General features: G+C 61.9%; 20 protein-coding genes. 1 reads left to right on the top strand and 19 read right to left on the bottom strand.

Going from position 1 to position 19983, the window contains the following annotated elements; all coding sequences use genetic code 11:
* Positions 1-21 precede the first annotated feature (21 nt).
* The 15 genes from glpK to CK228_RS26485 form a co-directional block, all read right to left on the bottom strand.
* Positions 22-1515 carry a glycerol kinase GlpK gene (gene glpK, locus CK228_RS26560; protein ID WP_095789717.1) on the bottom strand — a complete coding sequence of 498 codons (1494 nt, stop codon included), beginning with the start codon at positions 1513-1515 and terminating at the stop codon, positions 22-24.
* Between the two features lie 90 nt (positions 1516-1605).
* Positions 1606-3330 (bottom strand): ABC transporter substrate-binding protein, encoded by a 1725-nt coding sequence (locus tag CK228_RS26555; RefSeq protein ID WP_095775404.1) that lies wholly within the window; start codon positions 3328-3330, stop codon positions 1606-1608.
* 79 nt (positions 3331-3409) lie between these two features.
* Positions 3410-3697, bottom strand: coding sequence for a DUF2160 domain-containing protein (locus tag CK228_RS26550; RefSeq protein ID WP_038652733.1), 288 nt, complete (start codon positions 3695-3697; stop codon positions 3410-3412).
* Between the two features lie 2 nt (positions 3698-3699).
* Positions 3700-4617 (bottom strand): carbohydrate ABC transporter permease, encoded by a 918-nt coding sequence (locus tag CK228_RS26545; RefSeq protein ID WP_095775403.1) that lies wholly within the window; start codon positions 4615-4617, stop codon positions 3700-3702.
* Position 4618: 1 nt separating this feature from the next.
* Complete coding sequence (locus CK228_RS26540; RefSeq protein WP_013895315.1) at positions 4619-5485, bottom strand: sugar ABC transporter permease; 867 nt, start codon at positions 5483-5485, stop codon at positions 4619-4621.
* Complete coding sequence (locus tag CK228_RS26535) at positions 5486-6553, bottom strand: ABC transporter ATP-binding protein (protein WP_095789716.1); 1068 nt, start codon at positions 6551-6553, stop codon at positions 5486-5488.
* Between the two features lie 10 nt (positions 6554-6563).
* Positions 6564-7643, bottom strand: a complete 1080-nt coding sequence (locus CK228_RS26530) for an ABC transporter ATP-binding protein (RefSeq protein ID WP_095789715.1) — start codon at positions 7641-7643, stop codon at positions 6564-6566.
* A gap of 41 nt (positions 7644-7684) precedes the next feature.
* A complete protein-coding gene (gene glpD / locus CK228_RS26525) occupies positions 7685-9211 on the bottom strand; it encodes a glycerol-3-phosphate dehydrogenase (RefSeq protein WP_095789714.1) in 1527 nt (508 codons plus the stop codon).
* Positions 9212-9340: 129 nt separating this feature from the next.
* Complete coding sequence (locus tag CK228_RS26520) at positions 9341-10108, bottom strand: DeoR/GlpR family DNA-binding transcription regulator (RefSeq protein WP_095789743.1); 768 nt, start codon at positions 10106-10108, stop codon at positions 9341-9343.
* A 126-nt stretch (positions 10109-10234) separates the two neighbouring features.
* A complete protein-coding gene (locus CK228_RS26515) occupies positions 10235-11647 on the bottom strand; it encodes an aspartate aminotransferase family protein (protein ID WP_095789713.1) in 1413 nt (470 codons plus the stop codon).
* Between the two features lie 209 nt (positions 11648-11856).
* The gene (locus CK228_RS26505; RefSeq protein WP_010909605.1) at positions 11857-12588 is read right to left on the bottom strand and encodes a peptidase; all 732 of its coding nucleotides are present in this window, start codon (positions 12586-12588) and stop codon (positions 11857-11859) included.
* A gap of 31 nt (positions 12589-12619) precedes the next feature.
* Entirely contained in the window at positions 12620-13411 is a 792-nt protein-coding gene (locus tag CK228_RS26500; protein WP_095789712.1) for a transglutaminase family protein, read from the bottom strand.
* Between the two features lie 7 nt (positions 13412-13418).
* On the bottom strand, positions 13419-14360 hold the full coding sequence (locus CK228_RS26495) for an alpha-E domain-containing protein (RefSeq protein WP_095775397.1): 942 nt from the start codon (positions 14358-14360) through the stop codon (positions 13419-13421).
* A 139-nt stretch (positions 14361-14499) separates the two neighbouring features.
* Complete coding sequence (locus CK228_RS26490) at positions 14500-15912, bottom strand: circularly permuted type 2 ATP-grasp protein (RefSeq protein WP_179296057.1); 1413 nt, start codon at positions 15910-15912, stop codon at positions 14500-14502.
* A 170-nt stretch (positions 15913-16082) separates the two neighbouring features.
* The gene (locus CK228_RS26485; protein WP_010909609.1) at positions 16083-16319 is read right to left on the bottom strand and encodes an Lrp/AsnC family transcriptional regulator; all 237 of its coding nucleotides are present in this window, start codon (positions 16317-16319) and stop codon (positions 16083-16085) included.
* Positions 16320-16572: 253 nt separating this feature from the next.
* Between CK228_RS26485 and CK228_RS26480 the strand changes: the two genes are divergently transcribed.
* A complete protein-coding gene (locus tag CK228_RS26480) occupies positions 16573-16992 on the top strand; it encodes a DUF4864 domain-containing protein (RefSeq protein ID WP_095775396.1) in 420 nt (139 codons plus the stop codon).
* Positions 16993-17054: 62 nt separating this feature from the next.
* On the opposite strand, the gene tgt is transcribed toward CK228_RS26480, so the two are convergent.
* From tgt to CK228_RS26460, 4 genes are read right to left on the bottom strand one after another with little or no spacing between them, the layout of a single operon-like run.
* A complete protein-coding gene (gene tgt, locus CK228_RS26475; RefSeq protein WP_095789710.1) occupies positions 17055-18185 on the bottom strand; it encodes a tRNA guanosine(34) transglycosylase Tgt in 1131 nt (376 codons plus the stop codon).
* Complete coding sequence (locus CK228_RS26470; RefSeq protein ID WP_095789709.1) at positions 18178-18447, bottom strand: hypothetical protein; 270 nt, start codon at positions 18445-18447, stop codon at positions 18178-18180. Before CK228_RS26470 ends, tgt begins: the two co-directional genes overlap by 8 nt.
* Positions 18440-19525: a tRNA preQ1(34) S-adenosylmethionine ribosyltransferase-isomerase QueA gene (queA, locus tag CK228_RS26465; RefSeq protein ID WP_095789708.1), complete on the bottom strand. Its 1086-nt coding sequence runs from the start codon at positions 19523-19525 to the stop codon at positions 18440-18442. The genes CK228_RS26470 and queA overlap by 8 nt, the downstream gene beginning before the upstream one ends.
* Positions 19525-19974, bottom strand: coding sequence for a DMT family transporter (locus tag CK228_RS26460; RefSeq protein ID WP_095789707.1), 450 nt, complete (start codon positions 19972-19974; stop codon positions 19525-19527). Before CK228_RS26460 ends, queA begins: the two co-directional genes overlap by 1 nt.
* Between the last annotated feature and the right edge of the window lie 9 nt (positions 19975-19983).

Raw genomic sequence — 19983 nt, 5'->3', positions numbered from 1 at the left:
AGTCCGTTCCTGTGGTGACCGTTATGACACGCTCAGAGACCTGCGCACAGCATCGCGCCAGCCTGCCAGCTTGGCGGATCGCGTGGCGCTATCCATCTCCGGCTTGAACCGCCGCTCGAGCGCCCAGCTCTTGGCGAATTCCTTCGCCTTGGGCCAGACACCAGCCTTCGAGCCGGCAAGCCAGGCCGCACCCAGCGCGGTCGTCTCGAGGATGGTCGGGCGATCGACGGGAGCATCGAGAATGTCGGCCAGCCGCTGCATGGTCCAGTCCGACGCGACCATGCCGCCATCGACCCTCAGCACCGTTTTCGCCGAAGTGCCCTTCCAGTCCTTGCGCATGGCGTCGAGCAGGTCGCGGGTCTGATAGACGACGGCCTCCAGGGCGGCGCGCGCGAACTCCGCAGGACCGGAATTGCGTGTCAGTCCGAAAATCGCGCCGCGCGCCTCGGCGTCCCAATGCGGCGCGCCGAGACCGACAAAGGCCGGCACCAGATAGACGTTTTGCGTCGGATCGGCTTCATCAGCGAGTTTGCCGCTCTGCTCGGCCTTGCCGATCACCTTGATGCCGTCCCGCAGCCATTGCACGGCAGCGCCGGCAATGAAGATCGAGCCTTCCAGGGCATAGGTGGTCTTGCCGTTCAGCCGATAGGCGATGGTGGTCAAGAGCCGGTTCTTCGAACGCACCAGATCGCCGCCGGTGTTGAGCAGCGCGAAGCAGCCGGTGCCATAGGTGGATTTCATCATGCCCGGCTCGAAGCAGGCCTGGCCGATGGTCGCGGCGTGCTGGTCGCCGGCAACGCCGAGAATCCTTATTGCGGCGCCGAAGAGATTCTTCTCCGTGACGCCATAGTCATCTGCGCAATCCTTCACTTCGGGCAGCATCGCGGGGGGAATGCGCAGGATGGCCAGTAGCTCGTCGTCCCAGACATTTTTCTCGATGTTGTAGACCAGCGTGCGCGAAGCGTTGGTGGCATCGGTGGCGTGGACCTTGCCGCCGGTCAGCCGCCAGATCAAAAAGCTGTCAATCGTGCCGGCGAGCAGCTCGCCCTTCTCGGCACGCTTCCTCGCCCCCTTCACCTTGTCCAGCATCCAGGCGATCTTGGTGCCCGAGAAATAGGGATCGAGCAGAAGGCCGGTCTTGCGCGTGAAATTCTTCTCCAGCCCCTGCTTCTTCAGTTTCTGGCAGAGCGGCGCGGTGCGCCGATCCTGCCAGACGATGGCGTTGTGGATCGGCTTGCCGGTCGCCCTGTCCCAGATCACGACGGTCTCGCGTTGGTTCGTGATGCCGATGGCGGCGACATCAGATCCTTCGCGGCCAGCATTCTTCAGCGCAGCCTTCACGGTCGTCACGACGCTTGCCCAGATCTCTTCCGGGTCATGCTCGACCCAGCCCGAGGCCGGATAGTGCTGGGTGAATTCCTTCTGCCCGCTGCCGGCGACTTTCATCTCACCGTCAAACAGGATCGCCCGGGTCGATGTCGTTCCCTGGTCGATTGCCAGCACAAAACCGCTCATTGCGTCCTCCGCCTTCACACAAACAGGGGAGACGGCAACATGCCGCCTCCCCCAATTTCACACGGGCGCGAGCGCCCGCATAGGGCAGTCCTATTTCTGCCAGCTCTTCACCAGTTCGTCGTAGTTGATGGTGATCGGCTTGTCCTTCTCCTTCTCGAGCTTCAGCTGAGGCGCCAGATTGCCGCCCTTGACCGCGTCGGCGTTCCAGTAAGCAAGGTCATGCTCTTCGGCCATCTTCGGTCCGATGTCGCCCTGGACACCGGATTTCTCGATACGTGCCATGACTTTTTCCTGATCGGCGCAGAGCGAGTCCATGGCTTCCTGCGGTGTTTTGGCACCAGACGATGCGTCACCGATGTTCTGCCACCAGAGCTGAGCCAGCTTCGGATAGTCCGGCACGTTGGTACCGGTCGGCGTCCACTGCACACGGGCCGGCGAGCGATAGAACTCGATCAGACCGCCGAGCTTCGGCGCACGTTCGGTGAAGCTCTTGTCATGGATGGTGGAGTCGCGAATGAAGGTCAGGCCAACCTGGCTCTTCTTCACATCGACGGTCTTCGAGGTGACGAACTGGGCATAAAGCCAGGCGGCCTTGGCGCGGTCGGTCGGCGTCGACTTCATCAGCGTCCAGGAGCCGACGTCCTGATAGCCGAGCTTCATGCCGTCCTTCCAGTAGGAGCCGTGCGGAGACGGCGCCATGCGCCACTTCGGCGTGCCGTCCTCGTTCATGACCGGCAGGCCGGGTTTGACCATGTCGGCGGTGAAGGCGGTGTACCAGAAGATCTGCTGAGCGACATTGCCTTGCGACGGCACGGGGCCGGATTCGGAGAAGGTCATGCCCTGGGCTTCCGGCGGCGCATAGGCTTTCAGCCAATCAAGATACTTCTGGATGGCATAGACCGATGCTGGTCCATTGGTGTCGCCGCCGCGCGCGGTGCACGAGCCGACAGGCCGCGAATTCGCATCGACCTTAATGCCCCATTCGTCGACCGGCACACCGTTCGGCAGGCCCTTGTCGCCATTGCCGGCCATCGACAGCCAGGCGTCCGTGAACCGCCAGCCGAGCGACGGGTCCTTCTTGCCGTAGTCCATGTGGCCATAGACCTTCTTGCCGTTGACGTCGCGGCCAGTGAAGAATTCGGCGATATCCTCATAAGCCGACCAGTTGACCGGCACGCCGAGATCATAGCCGTACTTGGCCTTGAAGTCGGCCTTGTTCTTCTCATCGTTGAACCAGTCGTAACGGAACCAGTAGAGGTTCGCGAACTGCTGGTCGGGCAGTTGGTAGAGTTTCTTGTCCGGCGCGGTGGTGAACTTCGTGCCGATGAAGTCGTCGACGTCGAGCATCGGATCGGTGACGTCCTTGCCTTCGCCCGCCATCCAGTCGGTCAGGTTGCGCACCTGCTGGTAACGCCAGTGGGTGCCGATCAGATCGGAATCGTTGACCCAGCCGTCATAGATGTTCTGGCCGGTCTGCATCTGGGTCTGGATCTTCTCGACGACGTCGCCTTCCTGGATGACGTCATGCGTGACCTTGATGCCGGTGATGGCGGTAAAGGCCGGTGCCAGCACCTGAGACTCGTACTGGTGGGTGGTCAAGGTTTCAGACACGACTTTGATTTCCATGCCGGCGAAGGGCTTGGCCGCGTCGATGAACCACTGCATTTGCTTTTCCTGGTCGGCGCGGGAAAGCGTCGACACGCCGCCTATCTCTTTGTCCAAAAAGGCTTTTGCCTCATCCATCCCGGCATAGGCATTGCCGACGCCGAGCAACAGGACAAGGGCCGTTGTTGATGTTAAAAATTGCCGTCGCATGTGTTTCCTCCACTGTTTCAGGTTTGAAGTGCGATCTGGTGCGGTCGCCGGCATGCGGCCGCTCCAACAGTATCCCCCTCTATACGTAGCGGAACACGCCGATGGCGTAGACCACGGAGAGAGCGAGAGCCCACCACAGGTTGGATCCAACGAGACCCAGCCAAGCGAGATGAATAAAGGCGCTGCCAAGCAGCGACAGGAAAAGACGATCGCCGCGCGTCGTCTCGAAGCGCAGGATGCCGACGCGCGGATTGCCGCCCGGCGAGGCGTATTCCCAGGCCGCCATGCCGCACAGCAACAGCAGAACAGTCGCGAAGAAGGCCGCCGTCGGCCACGTCCACGCCATCCAGGAGAGATCTAGGTTCATGATCATACCCTCCCCAGGGCAAAGCCCTTGGCGATATAATTTCGCACGAACCAGATGACGAGCGCGCCGGGGATCAGCGTCAGCACGCCGGCGGCGGCGAGCAGGCCCCAATCCATGCCTGCGGCCGAAACGGTGCGCGTCATGGTGGCGGCGATCGGCTTGGCGTCGGTTGTGGTCAGCGTGCGTGCGATCAGCAATTCGACCCACGAGAACATGAAGCAGAAGAAGCAGGCGACACCGATGCCGCTCGCGATCAGCGGCATGAAGATTTTTACGAAGAAGCGCGGGAAGGAATAGCCGTCGATATAGGCGGTCTCGTCGATTTCCTTCGGCACGCCCGACATGAAGCCCTCGAGAATCCACACCGCCAGCGGAACGTTGAACAGGCAATGCGCCAGCGCCACGGCGATATGCGTGTCGATAAGCCCGAAGGCCGAGTAGAGTTGGAAGAACGGCAGCGCGAACACCGCTGGCGGCGCCATGCGGTTGGTCAGCAGCCAGAAGAACAGATGCTTGTCGCCAAGGAAGCGGTAGCGCGAGAAGGCATAGGCCGCCGGCAGCGCCACCGATACCGAAATCACCATGTTCATGACCACATAGGTGATCGAGTTGATGTAGCCGGAGTACCAGGCCTTCTCGGTGAAGATGGTGACGTAGTTGGCGATTGTCGGCGCGTGCGGGTAGAGCGTCATCGAGTTGACGATCTCGGCATTGGTCTTGAAGCTCATATTGATGAGCCAGTAGATCGGCAGCAAAAGTACGATGATGTAGAGCGTCGGCACGATCCACCACCAGCGCGATTCCTCGCCGCGCCGGCGCATGCGCCTGTCGAGATCGCTCTGCGACAGCGTACCGGCGAGACCTCCCGAAGCAGTCCCGTTCATCGCATTGCGCTCGGTTCGTTCATTGGCGCCAGCCATTTCAGCGCTCCGCGTCGTAATTGGTCATCACGGTGTAGAACACCCATGACAACAACAGGATGATGAGGAAGTAGACCAGCGACATGGCGGCCGCCGGGCCAAGGTCGAACTGGCCGAGCGCCGTCTTGACGAGGTCGATCGACAGGAAGGTCGTCGAGTTGCCCGGCCCGCCGCCGGTGACGACGAACGGTTCGGTGTAGATCATGAAACTGTCCATGAAGCGCAGCAGCACGGCGATCAAAAGCACGCGCTGCATCTTCGGCAGCTGGATGTAGCGGAACACCGCCCAGCGCGAGGCCCCGTCGATCTTGGCCGCCTGGTAGAAGGCATCGGGGATCGAGACCAGTCCGGCGTAGCAGAGCAGCACGACGAGGCTGGTCCAGTGCCAGACATCCATGACGATGATCGTCACCCAGGCATCGAACGGATCCTGCACGTAATTGTAGTCGATGCCGATCGCGTTGAGGTAATAGCCCAACAGTCCGATGTCGTTGCGTCCGAACACCTGCCAGATGGTGCCGACGACGTTCCACGGGATCAGCAGTGGCAGCGACATCAGCACCAGGCAGACCGGCACGCCCCAGCCCTTCTTCGGCATGTTGAGCGCGATGAAGATGCCGAGCGGCACCTCGATCGCCAGGATGATGAAGGAAAAGATCAGGTTGCGGACCATCGCTTCCCAGAAGCGGCTGGACGACAGCAGTTCCTCGAACCATTCGGTGCCGGCCCAGGTGAAGACATTGTTGCCGAATGTGTCCTGCACCGAATAGTTGACGACCGTCATCAGCGGGACGACGGCGGTGAAGGCTACCAGCACCAGCACCGGCAGCACGAGGAACCAGGCCTTGTTGTTCCAGGTCTTGTCCATCTATGCCCCCATCTCGACACGCCAGGAATCGGCATAGATGTTGATGCCGGCCGGATCGAACCGCACCTTCGGTTCGGCTGGCACGGTCTCGTCCTCACCGATGACGGCAGCGATGTCCCTGCCTTCCAGCTTGACGCGCACCACCTTGTGGCGCCCGACATCCTCGACCTTGCTGATCGAAACGGCCATGCCGTCGCGGCCGAGCCGCACATATTCGGGGCGGATGCCAAGTTCGATGGCGCCGCTGTCGGCCTTCGGCGCGCCCGGCAGTTCGATCCGCTGCGACCCGAGCGTCGCCGTCCTGCCGTCGATCGCCACCGGCATGACGTTCATGCCGGGCGAGCCGATGAAATAGCCGACAAAAGTGTGGCGCGGCCGTTCGAACAGTTCCGCCGGCGTGCCGATCTGGACGATGCCGCCATCATACATCACCACGACTTGGTCGGCGAAGGTCAGCGCCTCGGTCTGGTCGTGGGTGACATAGACCATGGTGTAGCCGAAGCGGCGATGCAGTTGCTTCAATTGCGAGCGCAGCACCCACTTCATATGCGGGTCGATGACGGTCAACGGCTCGTCGAACAGGATGGCGTTGACGTCGGAGCGCACCAGGCCGCGGCCGAGCGAGATTTTCTGCTTCTGGTCGGCGGTCAGGCCCCTCGCCTTCTTCTTGGCCCAGGACGCCAGATCGATCATCTCCAGCGTCTCGCGCACCTTGCGGTCGACATCGGCCTCCGGCACGCCGCGATTGCGCAGCGGAAAGGCCAGATTGTCGTAGACGGTCATGGTGTCGTAGATGACCGGAAACTGAAACACCTGCGCGATGTTGCGCTCCTGCGTCGACAGATTGGTCACGTCCCTGCCGTTGAACAGCAACTGGCCGTGCGAGGGATGCAGCAAGCCCGAAATGATGTTGAGCAGCGTGGTCTTGCCGCAGCCGGATGGGCCGAGAAGCGCATAGGCGCCGCCATCCTCGAATGTATGGTGCACTTCCCTGAGCGCGAAATCGGCATCCTTCTGCGGGTTCGGCAGGTAGGAATGCCTGACATGGTTGACGTCGATGCGCGCCATATCGCCCTCCTCAAGCCGCCAGCTTCGGCGCGGTCACGGCGCGGCCGTGCTCGTCGAAGACCATGATGTGACGCGGATCGATGAACACCTCGACCACTTCGTCGGTCTCGAAATCCCGGATGCCGTGGGTCAGCATGACCCAGCGCACGTCGGCAAAATCGAGATGGATGAAGCTCTCCGACCCGGTGATTTCCGTGATGGTCACCTTGGCCCGCACTGGCACTGCGCTGGCATTGGGCCGTTCGAGCGACAGATGGTGCGGCTGAAAACCGATCGTGTAATTGCCATCGGCAATGCCGACGAGTTCGGGCGGCACCGGCAGCTTCACCCCGCCTTCGAGCAGGAAGTCGGCGCCCTTCTTGGCCAGCACGATGGAGTTGAGCGGCGGATCGGCGAAGGTCCGAGCCGTCACCAGGTCGACCGGTTTGCGGAAGACGTCGATGGTCGGTCCGAACTGCGTGATGCGGCCTTCCGACAGCGTTGCCGTGTTGCCGCTGAGCAGCAGCGCCTCATGCGGCTCTGTCGTGGCGTAGACGAAGATGGTGCCGGCGGCGGCGAAGATCCTCGGCAGTTCGGCCCGCAGTTCCTCGCGCAATTTGTAGTCGAGATTGGCAAGCGGCTCGTCGAGCAGCACCAGGCTGGCATTCTTGACGATGGCGCGCGCCAGTGCGGTGCGCTGCTGCTGGCCTCCCGACAGGCTGAGCGGGGTGCGGTCGAGATAGGGCGTCAGCTTCAGCAGCGCCGCGGCCTCGCGCACCTGGCTGTCGATCTTGCCTTGCTCCGCGCCGGCCACCCGGAGCGGCGAGGCGATGTTCTCATAGACGGTCATCGCCGGATAGTTGATGAACTGCTGGTAGACCATGGCGATCTTGCGCTTCTGCACCGGCACGCCGGTGACATCCTGGCCGTCGAACCAGACCGAGCCGGAGGTCGGCACATCCAGGCCGGCCATCAGCCGCATCAGGCTGGTCTTGCCGGAAAGCGTCGGCCCGAGCAGCACGTTGAGCGAGCCGTGCTGAAGCGTCAGCGACACGTCGCGGATATGCTCGGCCGCACCGACCGTCTTGGTGACGTTTCTCAGTTCCAGCATGACGCCTCCTCCCAGGCTTTCCGCATCAGCTCAAACCCTCTTCATTCGGCAGCCGCGACATGCCGCCGGCTTATGCCGCGCATGAATTCATCGAGTGCCGCCACCTGCTCGCGGTTGAAATGCAGGCCGCGCTTTGTGCGACGCCACAGTACATCCTCTGATGTGACGGCCCACTCATTTTCAACGAGATAGCGCACTTCGGCCTCATAGAGATCGCCGCCGAAACTGCGGCCGAGCTCGGCATTCGACTTGGCAAGACCAAGCAGACGCTGGGCCCGCGTCCCGTAGAGCCGCGTCAACCGCCGGGCGAGGCGCGCATCGAGGAAAGGATAGGCTGTCTTGAGCTTCGCCACCTGTGCGTCGAACCCGGTCGCCGGGAAATCGCCGCCCGGCAACGGCGCGTCCGATGTCCACGGCTTGCCGCGCTTGCCGAGAAAACCCTCGATCTTTTCCAGCATCGATTCCGACAGCCGGCGATAGGTGGTGATCTTGCCGCCGAAAGCATTGACGATCGGGGCTGCACCCTCACCGCCATCGGCCTTGAGCACGTAGTCGCGTGTCGCTTCCTGCGCCTTGGAGGCGCCGTCATCGTAGAGCGGACGGACAGCCGAATAGGTCCAGACGATGTCCGAACGCTTGACGGGTTGCGCGAAATACTCGCTGGCCGCGGCGCAGAGATAATCGATCTCGGTGTCGCTGATCTTCACATCGTGCGGATCGCCGGGATAATCCCGGTCGGTGGTGCCGATCAGCGTGAACTCGTCCTCGTAGGGGATGGCGAAAATGATGCGACCATCCTTGTTCTGGAAGAAATAGGCGCGCGGATCGTCGAACTTCTTGGCGATGACGATATGGCTGCCCTGCACCAGGCGGACATTGTGCACGTCGTTCTGGCCGACGACGCCGGAAAGTACATGATCGACCCAAGGTCCGGCGGCATTGACCAGCAGCCGCGCCTTGATCTCTTCCGTTTCTCCGCTCCGCAGGTTCTCGATCTTGATTGTCCAAAGGCCGTTTTCGCGGCGCGCGCCGACCACCTTCGTGCGGGTCCGGATCGTTGCGCCACGATCGGCGGCATCGCGTGCGTTGAGCGCCACCAACCGCGCATCGTTGACCCAGCCGTCAGAATATTCGAACGCCTTTTTGAACAACGGCTTCAAAGGCTTGCCAGCCGGATCGCTCGCCATGTCGAGCGTCCTGGTCGCCGGCAGCAATTTTCGTCCGCCAATGTGGTCGTACAGGAACAGGCCGAGCCGGATCAGCCAGGCCGGACGCAGCCCCTTGGCATAGGGCAGCACGAAGCGCATCGGCCAGATGATGTGCGGCGCGTTCTTCCACAGAACCTCGCGCTCCATCAGCGCCTCGCGCACCAGGCGGAACTCGTAGAATTCGAGATAGCGCAGGCCGCCATGGATCAGCTTGGTGGAACCGGAGGAGGTTCCGCTGGCGAGGTCGTTCATCTCGGCGAGAAAAACCGAAAACCCGCGCCCAACGGCATCGCGGGCTATGCCGCAGCCGTTGATACCGCCACCTATGACGAAAATGTCCCGGACTGAAGACGTGTCCACTTAACTCCTCCACGATTTCGCATTGCACCATTTTTGGTCTTTTGCGAAACCGCGACGGAATTATTTCGAACTCATAACGAATGTCAAACGAAATATATAACAAACCCGTGAGACGATCGGGAAAGGGCCTCACCCCAGCGACGTCTCGATCAGCTGAACCTCGGCCTCCTGGCAGATCTTGCGCACCGAGGGGATGTCGCAGCGGTCGGTGATGAAGGTGTTGACCTGCGACAGGTGACCGATGCGCACCGGCGCCGTGCGCTCGAACTTGGTCTGGTCGGAAACCAGAATCACATGCCTGGCATTGGCAATGATCGCCTGCGCCACCTTCACCTCGCGAAAATCGAAGTCGAGCAAGGCGCCGTCATGGTCGATGGCCGAGGCGCCGATAACGGCGTAGTCGACCTTGAACTGCCTGATGAAATCGACCGCTGCCTCGCCGACGACGCCGCCATCCGACCCGCGCACCACCCCGCCGGCAATCACCACCTCGATCGAAGGATATATACGCATCCTATTGGCAACATTGATATTATTGGTGATCACCATCAGGCCGTTATGGTCGAGCAACGCGTTGCTGACCGCCTCCGTCGTGGTGCCGATATTGATGAACAGCGAGGCGTTGTCGGGGATCAACCTTGCCGCCGCGCGGCCGATGGCTTCCTTCTCGTCCGCGGCGATCTTGCGCCTCGCCTCATACTCCATGTTCTCGATGCCGGACGGGAACAATGCGCCGCCATGAATGCGGGAAAGCAGGCGCTGGTCACAGAGATCATTGAGATCCTTGCGAATGGTCTGCGGCGTCACGTTGAAACGCGTGGCCAGATCGTCGACCAGCACGCGGCCATGGTCCTTGGCCATCTGGATGATCTCGGCATGGCGTGGCGACAGATACATGGGCGGCCTCCCGTTTTCGTTTTTCTTGTCTATAGCCGAAAACGAAAGCAATGAAAAGGCATAAGCCGGCTAAGGGAAATCACCTGATTGCAAAGGCAAACTCCAGCGCAATCCTACATGGGCCTGTCAGACCAGGCCGCGCGCGATTTCGGTGATGACGGCAAAAGCCGCATCGACATCGCTAGCGGTCGCCTCGAACTGGCCGACCTGGAAGCGGATTGCCACCTGCCCGTCGACCCTCGTCTGCGTCAGGTAGATGCGGCCATCGTCGTTGATCGCATTGACGAGCCGCAGATTGTGCGCGTCGGCATCGGCGCTTGAGGGCGCCCTGTGCCGGAACGAAAATAGCGACAGCATCGGTTCGCTGACGATCTCGAAATCCGACTCCTTTGCCAGCCGCCCGGCAAGGCCCTCGCTCCAGTTCACATGGTTGCGGATCATGGCGCGCAGGTTTTCCAGCCCGTGGGCGCGCAGCAGGAACCACAGTTTCAGGGCTCGGAAGCGCCGGCCAAGCGGCACCGACCATTCGGAATAGTTGATGATGCCGTCATGACCGTGGGTTTTCAGATAGTCCGGCTTGATGGCCAGCGTCCTGACATGGCTTTCGGGGTCGCGCAGGAACTGGATCGAGCAGTCGAACTGTGCGCCCAGCCATTTGTGCGGATTGAAGACGATCGAATCGGCACCTTCGACACCGGTCCAGAAGTGCCTGTACTCGGGGCAGATCATCGCCGATCCGGCCCAGGCCGCATCGACATGAAGATACAGTCCATGCCGCTTGGCGACCTCGGCGACCGCCGCAATGTCGTCCGTGCCGCCGGTGCTGGTACCGCCGACGCAAGCGATGATGCCCGCCGGCAGCAGGCCGGCTTGCCGGTCGGCCGCGATGGCCGCCTCCAGGGCGGCGGTATCCATGGCGCGAAAGCGGCCGGAGACCGGAATGCGCACCAGATTGTCCTCGCCGATGCCCGACACCCAGATCGCCCTGTCGATCGACGTGTGCACCTGATCCGAGGAATAGATGCGCAACTGGCCCTGCCCGGCCAACCCCATTTTGTTGCCTTGCCAATCCAGCGCCCGCTCGCGCATGGTCAGCACGGCATTGAGTGTCGCCGACGAAGCCGAATCCTGGATGACGCCGGAAAATCCCTCGGGAAGGCCAAGTGCCTGGCGCATCCAGTCGACGGTACGGGTCTCGAGTTCGGTCGCCGCAGGCGAGGTCTGCCAAAGCATGCACTGCGCGGCCATTGCGGAGACGAGATACTCAGCCACCACCGAAACCGGCGCCGCATTGGCCGGGAAATAGGCGAAGAAGCGCGGGTGCTGCCAATGCGTCATGCCCGGCACGATCTTCTCTTCGAAGTCGGCGAAGATCCTGTCCATCGGTTCAGCGTCTTCCGGCGGCGAGGCCTCAATGCTCCTGAAAATGTCACCCGGTTCGACCAGCGGCCGCACCGGCCGCTCGCGCAGTGAATTGCGATAGTCGGCGCCCCAGTCGGCGGCACGCCGCGACCACTGCCGGAACTCGTCATTGTTCATCCTGTCCTCCCGACACGAATGCAATGCCGGCACTCTTCGCCCGGCTCTCAAATTCAATCAATAATTAACATGTGAAATAGATGCAAGCGCTGGCGCTACGGCAAGCGCCTTAAAGCGCATCGCTTGATAGGATCCAAGCGATGCGCTTTAGATCCTTGTTCTTGTGCATGTCGTTCCCCAAAACCGGGGCCACTTTTGGGCTGCATGCATCACCCCGGAAAATCCGGCAGGCTGGCAAAGGCGCTCTTCAGCGCATTCGACCAGCCGTCAGAGATGGTGCGGTAATACTGGTCGTCTTGAGCGATCCGCTTCTTCAGGCCGACCTTGAAGGCGTCCTTCTCCAGGAACAGCAGGTCGAGCGGCAAGCCGACCGACAGGTTGGACTTGAGTGTCGAATCGAACGACACCAGCAGCAGCTTCACCGTCTCGGCCAGGCTCATCGTCCGCTCATAGGCGCGGATGATAATCGGCTTGCCGTATTTGGTCTCGCCGATCTGGAAGAACGGCGTGTCGTCGGTCGATTCGATGAAATTGCCCTCGGGATAGATCATGAACAGCCGCGGCGGACTGCCCAAGATCTGCCCGCCGAGGATGAAGGAGGCGTTGAAATAGGAATCGGCCTTCTCGCCGGCGGGAGACGATTGCGCGATCACTTCTTTCACCGTGTCGCCCACCAATCGCACCGTCTGGTACATGGATGGTGTCTCGAGCAATTTCTCGTGGCGGTCGGTCACCGCCTTGGTGCGTTCGTCGAGCAGGCTGACCACGGCCTGCGTCGTCGCCAGATTGCCGGCCGACATCAGGACGATGACGCGCTCACCCGGCTGTTCCCAGACATGCATCTTCTTGAAGGTCGAGATCGAATCCATGCCGGCATTGGTGCGCGTGTCCGACATGAACACGAGCCCGCGATCGATCTTCAGGCCGACGCAATAGGTCATGGAATCTCTTCTGGCACTAATCCTTGCGGGATTACTGCTCTACCGTGACGGTGACCGCAAGCCGTTCTTCCGCCTGTCCCAGTCGAATTCCCGACACCGGCGAGGCGTCGCGGTAGTCGCGGCCGGTCGCCACCTTCACATAACGCTCGTCGGGAGAAATACCATTGGCTGGGTCGAAGGCAACCCAGCCGAGACCCGGAACATGCGCTTCAGCCCAGGCATGGCTTGCCGCCTGCTCGACAGCATCCATCATCAGATAGCCGGAGACGTAGCGCGACGGAAATCCCATGGCGCGCGCGGCGGCGGCAAAGATATGGCTATGGTCCTGGCAAACCCCGGTCTTCAGCACCAACGCCGCTTCGGCCGGTGTGGTCGCATTGGTTGTGCCTGGCGTGTAGGCGACGCGCTCGCCGATCATGGCCATCAGCCGGTGCAGCCGTTCGATGTCGGTGCCCGTGCCGACCGCTTCGGCCAGCTCGCGGATGCCGCCGCCGATGGTGGTCAAGGGCGTTTCCTGCGCGAACAGCCACAGCGGCGCAAAGCCCTGATGCGACCCGCAAACGCCTGACGTGTCGCGCGTCACCACCTCGCCGGACGCCTCGACCGTGATGAAATCTCGGTCACCCTCGACACTCAACAGCCTTGTGTCGTTGCCGTAGTGATCGGTAAACCGCACTTCCTCGCGCGCGCCTTCGACCTTCAGCGCCCAGGACAGCACCGTCTGTGTCTGTCCGCTGACCGGAAGCAGCCGCAGCCGCTGCAGCAGATATTGCACCGGCGCGTCGTAGCGGTATTCGGTCCGGTGGGTGATCTTGAGCCGCATGAGGTCCTCAATAAAACCGGTAATCCTGCGCGATCTCGTCGCCGAGCCGGGTGTTGTCGCGAATGAACCCGGCGAGGAACTCGTGCAGACCCGCGTCGAATATATCCTTGATCGACCCAGCCCTCAGCATGGCTTGCGTTTTTTCCGCCGTCGCGTGGCAGGCGTGGCGCTCGCCGTAATCGTCGCTCAGGAACTTCAGATGTTCGGACAGGAAGCGGTAGCAGAAGGTCAATGAACGCGGCATGCGGACGTTGAGGATCAGGTAGTCGGCGATGTTGGTCGGCTTGTAGTCCGCATCATAGACCCAACGGTAGGAGCGGTGCGCCGACACCGAGCGCAGGATCGATTCCCATTGATAGTTGTCGAGCGTCGAACCAACCCAGGAGATCGACGGCAGCAGCACGTAATATTTCACGTCGAGGATGCGCGCCGTGTTGTCGGCGCGCTCGACATAGGTGCCGAGCTGCGAGAAGTCGAAAATCTCGTTGCGCAGCATGGTGCCGTAGAACGAGCCGCGGATCAGCGCCGTCTCGCGCTTGATGGCGTCGAGGACGTTTGGCAGGTCGCGCTCGTCGATTGGCCTCGCCAGCATCCGCTTCAGCGACATCCAGGCTTCGTTGATGCTTTCCCAGGTCTCGCGCGTCAGCGCGGTGCGCACCATGCGGGCATTGTTGCGGGCCGTCTCGATCGACGACATGGTGCTCGACGGGTTCGAGGTGTCGCGCAAAAGGAAATCAGCGACATCGGCGGCCGTATAGTCCGAATACTTCTGCTTGAAGGCCACGTCGGAGCCGGCGCTGAGCAGCACCGAATTCCATTCCTCCGACGCGCTTTGCGTGCGGGTCAGCGCCATGCGCAGGCCGGCATCGACCAGCCGCGCCATGTTTTCGGCCCGCTCGATATAGCGGTTCATCCAGTAGAGCCCGTTGGCGGTGCGGCCGAGAAGCATAGGAAGGCCCTTTGGGCTAGTGAGTAGGGAATGGTGAGTAGTCAGTAGTAAATAGTTGAATTTCAGTGGAATATGGCATGCGCTTCCCCTCTACAGCTGACTACTCACTACCGACTATTCCCTACTCACTCATCTCATCTCAATCATCCAACACCCAGGTATCTTTCGTTCCGCCGCCCTGCGACGAGTTCACGACCAGGGAGCCCTCCTTCAACGCTACGCGCGTCAGGCCGCCGGGCACGATCTGGATGCGGTCGGAAACCAGCACGTAGGGCCTGAGGTCGACGTGGCGCGGCGCCAGTCCCTTGTCGGTCAGGATCGGGCAGGTCGACAGCGCCAGCGTCGGTTGGGCGATATAGTTGGAAGGCTTCGCCGCCAGTTTCTTGGCGAAGGCTTCGCACTCTTTCTTGGTCGCCGCCGGTCCGACGAGCATGCCGTAGCCGCCGGAGCCGTGTACTTCCTTGATCACCAGTTCGTGGATGTGCTCGAGCACATATTTCAGGCTGTCCGCCTCCGAACAGCGCCAGGTCGGGATGTTGCCGAGGATCGCCTTGCGGCCGGTATAGAATTCGACGATCTCGGGCATGTAGGAATAGATCGCCTTATCGTCGGCGATACCGGTTCCCGGTGCGTTGGCGATGGTGATGTTGCCGGCGCGATAGACATCCATGATGCCGGGTATGCCGAGGGCCGAATCCGGCCGGAAGGTCAGCGGGTCCAGGAAGGAATCGTCGACGCGGCGGTAGAGCACGTCGATTTGCTTGTAGCCCTCGGTCGTGCGCATCGCCACATGGCCGTCGACGACGCGCAGATCCTGGCCCTCGACCAGTTGCACGCCCATCTGGTCGGCAAGGAAGGCATGTTCGAAATAGGCGGAATTGAAGCTGCCGGGCGTCAGCACGGCGATGGTCGGCGCGCCCTTGGTGCTTTGCGGCCGAACCGCCGCCAGCGACTGGCGCAGCAGCTGCGGGTAGTTCTCCACCGGCCGCACCTTGATCTTCTGGAACAGCTCGGGGAACAGCTGCATCATCGTCTCGCGGTTCTCCAGCATGTAGGAGACACCGGACGGGGTGCGCGCATTGTCCTCCAGCACGTAGAATTCGTCCTCGCTGATGCGCACAATATCGACGCCGATGATGTGGGTGTAGACGCCGGCCGGCGGCCGCACCCCGATCATCTCCGGCAGGAACGCCTCGTTCTTGGCGATCAGGTCCCTGGGAACGCGGCCTGCACGCAGGATCTCCTGGCGATGGTAAATGTCGTCGAGGAAGGCGTTCAGCGCCTGCACGCGCTGCTCGATGCCTTGCGTCAGGCGCCGCCACTCATTGCCTGAAATGATGCGCGGAACGATGTCGAAGGGGATCAGCCGCTCGGAGGCTTCCTGCTCGCCATAGACGGCGAAGGTGATGCCGGTCTTGCGGAAGACGCGTTCGGCGTCCTGCATCTTCTCGGTAAGTCTGGCTGGATCCTGTTCCTTCAGCCAGCGATCATAAGCCGAATACGGTCTTCTCAATCCGGAAACTTCCGGAAGCATTTCATCGAACGCTGCCAATCGCATACTCCCCTGTGACGCCATTTCACTGGCGTCGCCGAAGAAAATCAAGCGCAATCGGTGATTTGGGAGATGCGGACGATCAGTATGTTGCGGCTGCCTAAAATTGAGGCAGACGAAATACGACCTTGATCAGGCTTTGCCTCGTGCCCGGGCAAATGCCTTCCCGGCTAGAAGGCGCGGAAGGTGACGACCGTGAACGTGTCCTTGATGCCGGGGAGAATCTGCACCTTCTCGTTGACGAAATGGCCGACATCTTCCTCGTCATCGACATAGAATTTGGCGAGCAGGTCGTAATTGCCGGCGGTGGAATAGATTTCCGAAGCGATCTCGGCATCGGCAAGCGCGCTGGCAACCTCATAGGATTTGCCCAACTCGCATTTGATCTGCACGAAAAACGCCTTCATGGCTTCGTCCCGCTAAACGTCCAAGTCCAAGCGGCCCTTCTGGCAGACTGGAGGCGGCCTTTCAAGCACTGGAATCCGCACTTGGCCGGCACGGACCCTGGCCACGGCCTCGCGTAGCCCGGCAACCGGCAGGACATTCCGGTGGCGAATATTCGCGATCGGTGAAACCGGGATGCACCGCCGAGCGTATGTTATCGTGCGTCATCGGACACTATTTTTGAGGGACCATTCCGAGGGACAACGGAGACAGGCCATGCGCCGCGCTTTTTTCGCATTCGCAGTCATTCCATTCCTCTTCACATCCTCGGCCTTTGCCGGCGATGCCGAAATCAAGGCAGGCCAGGTCGTCATCGACGGTCAGTTGAAGGCGTTGCTGGCCGATGACGGCGCCAAGGCCTACAGCTTCGCCGCCCCGAATGTGAAGCAGGTGTTCCCGACCGTCGACGCCTTCATGAACATGGTGACCAATGGCTACCCGCCGGTGCGCAGGCCACAGTCCTATGCCTTCGGCAAGGTCGAGCAGACGGGTCCGGGCTCGATTATCCAGCAGGTGCTGATCGTCGGCCCTGACGGCAAGGATTATGAGGCGGTCTATACGCTGCAGCAGCAACCCGACGGCACGTTCCAGATCACCGGCTGCAGCCTGCGCGCATCCAACTCGCTGAGCACGTGAGGACTTTCTTGTTCGAGCATTATCTTTTCCGAAAACCGGTCTCCACTTTTCGGGATCATGCTCTACAGGACGGGAATATCGCCCCTCGCCCAACCCTCTTTGATCTCGGCCCCACGCGCTTCGAAGCTGCCGGTCTCGATCGCGGCGCGAATGTCCTGCATCAGCTTCTGATAGTAGGACAGGTTGTTCCAGGTCAACAGCATGGCGCCCAGTGCCTCCTGCGAGCGCACCAGATGATGCAGATAGGCGCGCGAATAATCGCGCGCCGCGGGACAATCGCTTTCCTCGTCCAGCGGCCGCGGATCGTCGGCATGGCGGGCGTTGCGCAGATTGACCTTGCCTCGCCTGGTGTAGGCCAGACCGTGCCGGCCAGCCCGCGTCGGCATCACGCAGTCGAACATATCGATGCCGCGCGCCACCGATTTCAGGATATCGTCTGGCGTGCCGACACCCATGAGATAGCGTGGCTTGTCCGCGGGCAGTTCGGGACAGGTGATGTCGAGCATTTCCAGCATCACCGCTTGCGGCTCGCCGACCGCCAGGCCGCCAACCGCATAGCCCTTCAGCTCCATCGCGCTCAGCGCCTGCGCCGAGCGCACCCGAAGTGCCGCATTGTCGCCGCCCTGCACGATGCCGAACATCGCCTTGCCCGGTTGGTCGCCGAACGCCGTCTTGCAGCGCTCGGCCCAGCGCAGCGACAATTCCATGGCGCGCTCGATCTCCTTCAGTTCGGCCGGAAGCGCAGTGCATTCGTCGAGCTGCATCTGGATGTCGGAATCGAGCAGGCCCTGGATCTCGATCGAACGCTCCGGCGTCATTTCATAGGGCGCGCCATCGATATGCGAGCGGAACGTGACGCCCTTTTCGGTCAATTTCCTGAGCTTCGACAACGACATCACCTGGAAGCCGCCGCTGTCAGTCAGGATCGGATGCGGCCAGCGGGCGAATTCATGCAATCCGCCAAGCCGCGCGACACGCTCGGCGCCGGGCCGCAGCATCAAGTGATAGGTGTTGCCCAGGATGATGTCGGCGCCGACGCCGCGCACCTGGTCCATATACATGGTCTTAACGGTGCCGCCAGTGCCGACCGGCATGAAGGCAGGAGTGCGGATTTCGCCGCGCGGCATGTCGATGACACCGCGCCGCGCCTTGCCGTCGGTGGCAAGGACCTTGAAGCTGAACGGCTTAGCCATTGAATTCCTTGTCGTGGATCGGCGCGTCAGGCGCCTGTCTGTCGAGCGACTGGCGGTATTGGATGCAGCCGCGCATGAATTTGGGCCAGGGCGGCACCGCGATCGACGGCTCGGTCTTTTCCGGCAGCAGATCCCACAAATCGGGGTGATGCCAGCAGAGATCATGGCCTGACGTGTCGCGATGAGCGCGAATGCCGGCGCGCAGTTTCTTCACCTCGGCGATCAGGGCATCGCGACCGAGGGTTTCCAGGTCATCATCCATCGCTCGTCTCCGCTCGATAAAGCAGGCTTGCGTCACCATAGGAGTAGAACCTGTAGCGGTTGGCAATCGCATGCGCATAGGCCGCGCGCATCGTGTCGAGGCCGCTGAAGGCCGAAACCAGCATGAACAGCGTCGAGCGCGGCAGATGGAAATTGGTCATCAGCATGTCCGCGGTGCGAAAGCGGTAGCCGGGCGTGATGAAGATATCCGTCGGCCCGGACCACGCGGGCACCGTCCCGTCTTCGCGCGCCGCGCTCTCCAGCAGGCGCAGCGAGGTCGTGCCGACCGCGACGATGCGCCCGCCTCTTGCCTTGGCCGCGTTCAGCGCATCGGCGGTTGCCGCGCTGACTGAGCCGATCTCGGCATGCATCTTGTGGTCGGCGGTGTCGTCTGCCTTGACCGGCAGGAACGTGCCCGCACCAACGTGGAGAGTGACGAAGTGGCGCTCGACCCCTTTGGCGTCGAGAGCCGCAAACAGCTCCGGTGTGAAATGCAGGCCCGCCGTGGGCGCCGCAACAGCGCCTTCCTCCCGAGCATAGATTGTCTGGTAGTCGGCCCGGTCGCGCTCGTCGTCGTCGCGTTTGGAAGCGATGTAGGGCGGCAGCGGAATGTGGCCGACGGCGTGCAGCGCCTCGTCGAGGAACGGCCCCGACAGGTCGAAGCCAAGCAAGGCTTCGCCGCCCTCGCCCTTCTCTATCACCGTGGCATCGAGTTGGCCGAGGAAGCAGGAATTGCCGTCATGGCCGAAATGGATGCGGTCGCCGGCGGCAATGCGCTTGCCTGGCCGCATGAAGGCGAGCCAGCGATCCGGCGCCACGCGCATATGCAGCGTGGCCTCGACCTGCGCCTGGGCTTCGCCGCGGCGCCTTATGCCTTTGAGCTGCGCCGGAATGACCTTGGTATCGTTGAACACCAGCACGTCGCCGACCCTGAGCAGGGATGGCAGGTCGCCGACTGTGCGGTCGCCGAGCGCCTCGCCCGGTTTGACCACCAGCATCTTGGCGCTGTCGCGCGGCTCCGCCGGGCGAAGCGCGATCCGCTCCTCCGGCAGGTCGAAGTCGAAGAGATCGACGCGCATCAGTAGAGCCGGACGAGCAGCGCTCCGACCAGCAGCAGCACCGCGCCGGCGACGCGGCCGAGCGAGATTTCACGCACCGCGACGCCGAGGAAGCCGATGCGGTCGATGAGCATGCCGGCGAGCAGCTGGCCGGCCACCAGGAACGCCATCAGGGCGGCGGCGCCGATGCGCGGCGTCAGGATTGTGGAGAGCGTGACATAGAAGCCGCCGAGCATGCCGCCGGCGACGAAAAGCCAGGGTGCCGGCGCCTTCCATTCGAGCGAAATGCCTTGCAGCTTCACCACCGTGGCCGCGATGATGCCGAGCAGGATGGCGCCCGACAGGAACGAAAACGCTGCCGCCGCGACCGGGAGACCCAGGCCGCGCGCAAGCTGCGAATTGATCGGTGCCTGAATGGCAATGAAGGCGCCGGACAGGATGCCGAGAAGCGACCAGACGACGCCCATCATTGTCGTTTC

This window comes from Mesorhizobium sp. WSM4312 (genome assembly GCF_002294875.1).
Lineage (GTDB): Bacteria > Pseudomonadota > Alphaproteobacteria > Rhizobiales > Rhizobiaceae > Mesorhizobium.
The sequence above is the reverse complement of the archived record's forward strand: the minus strand, read 5'-3'. Positions and strand labels throughout refer to the sequence as shown.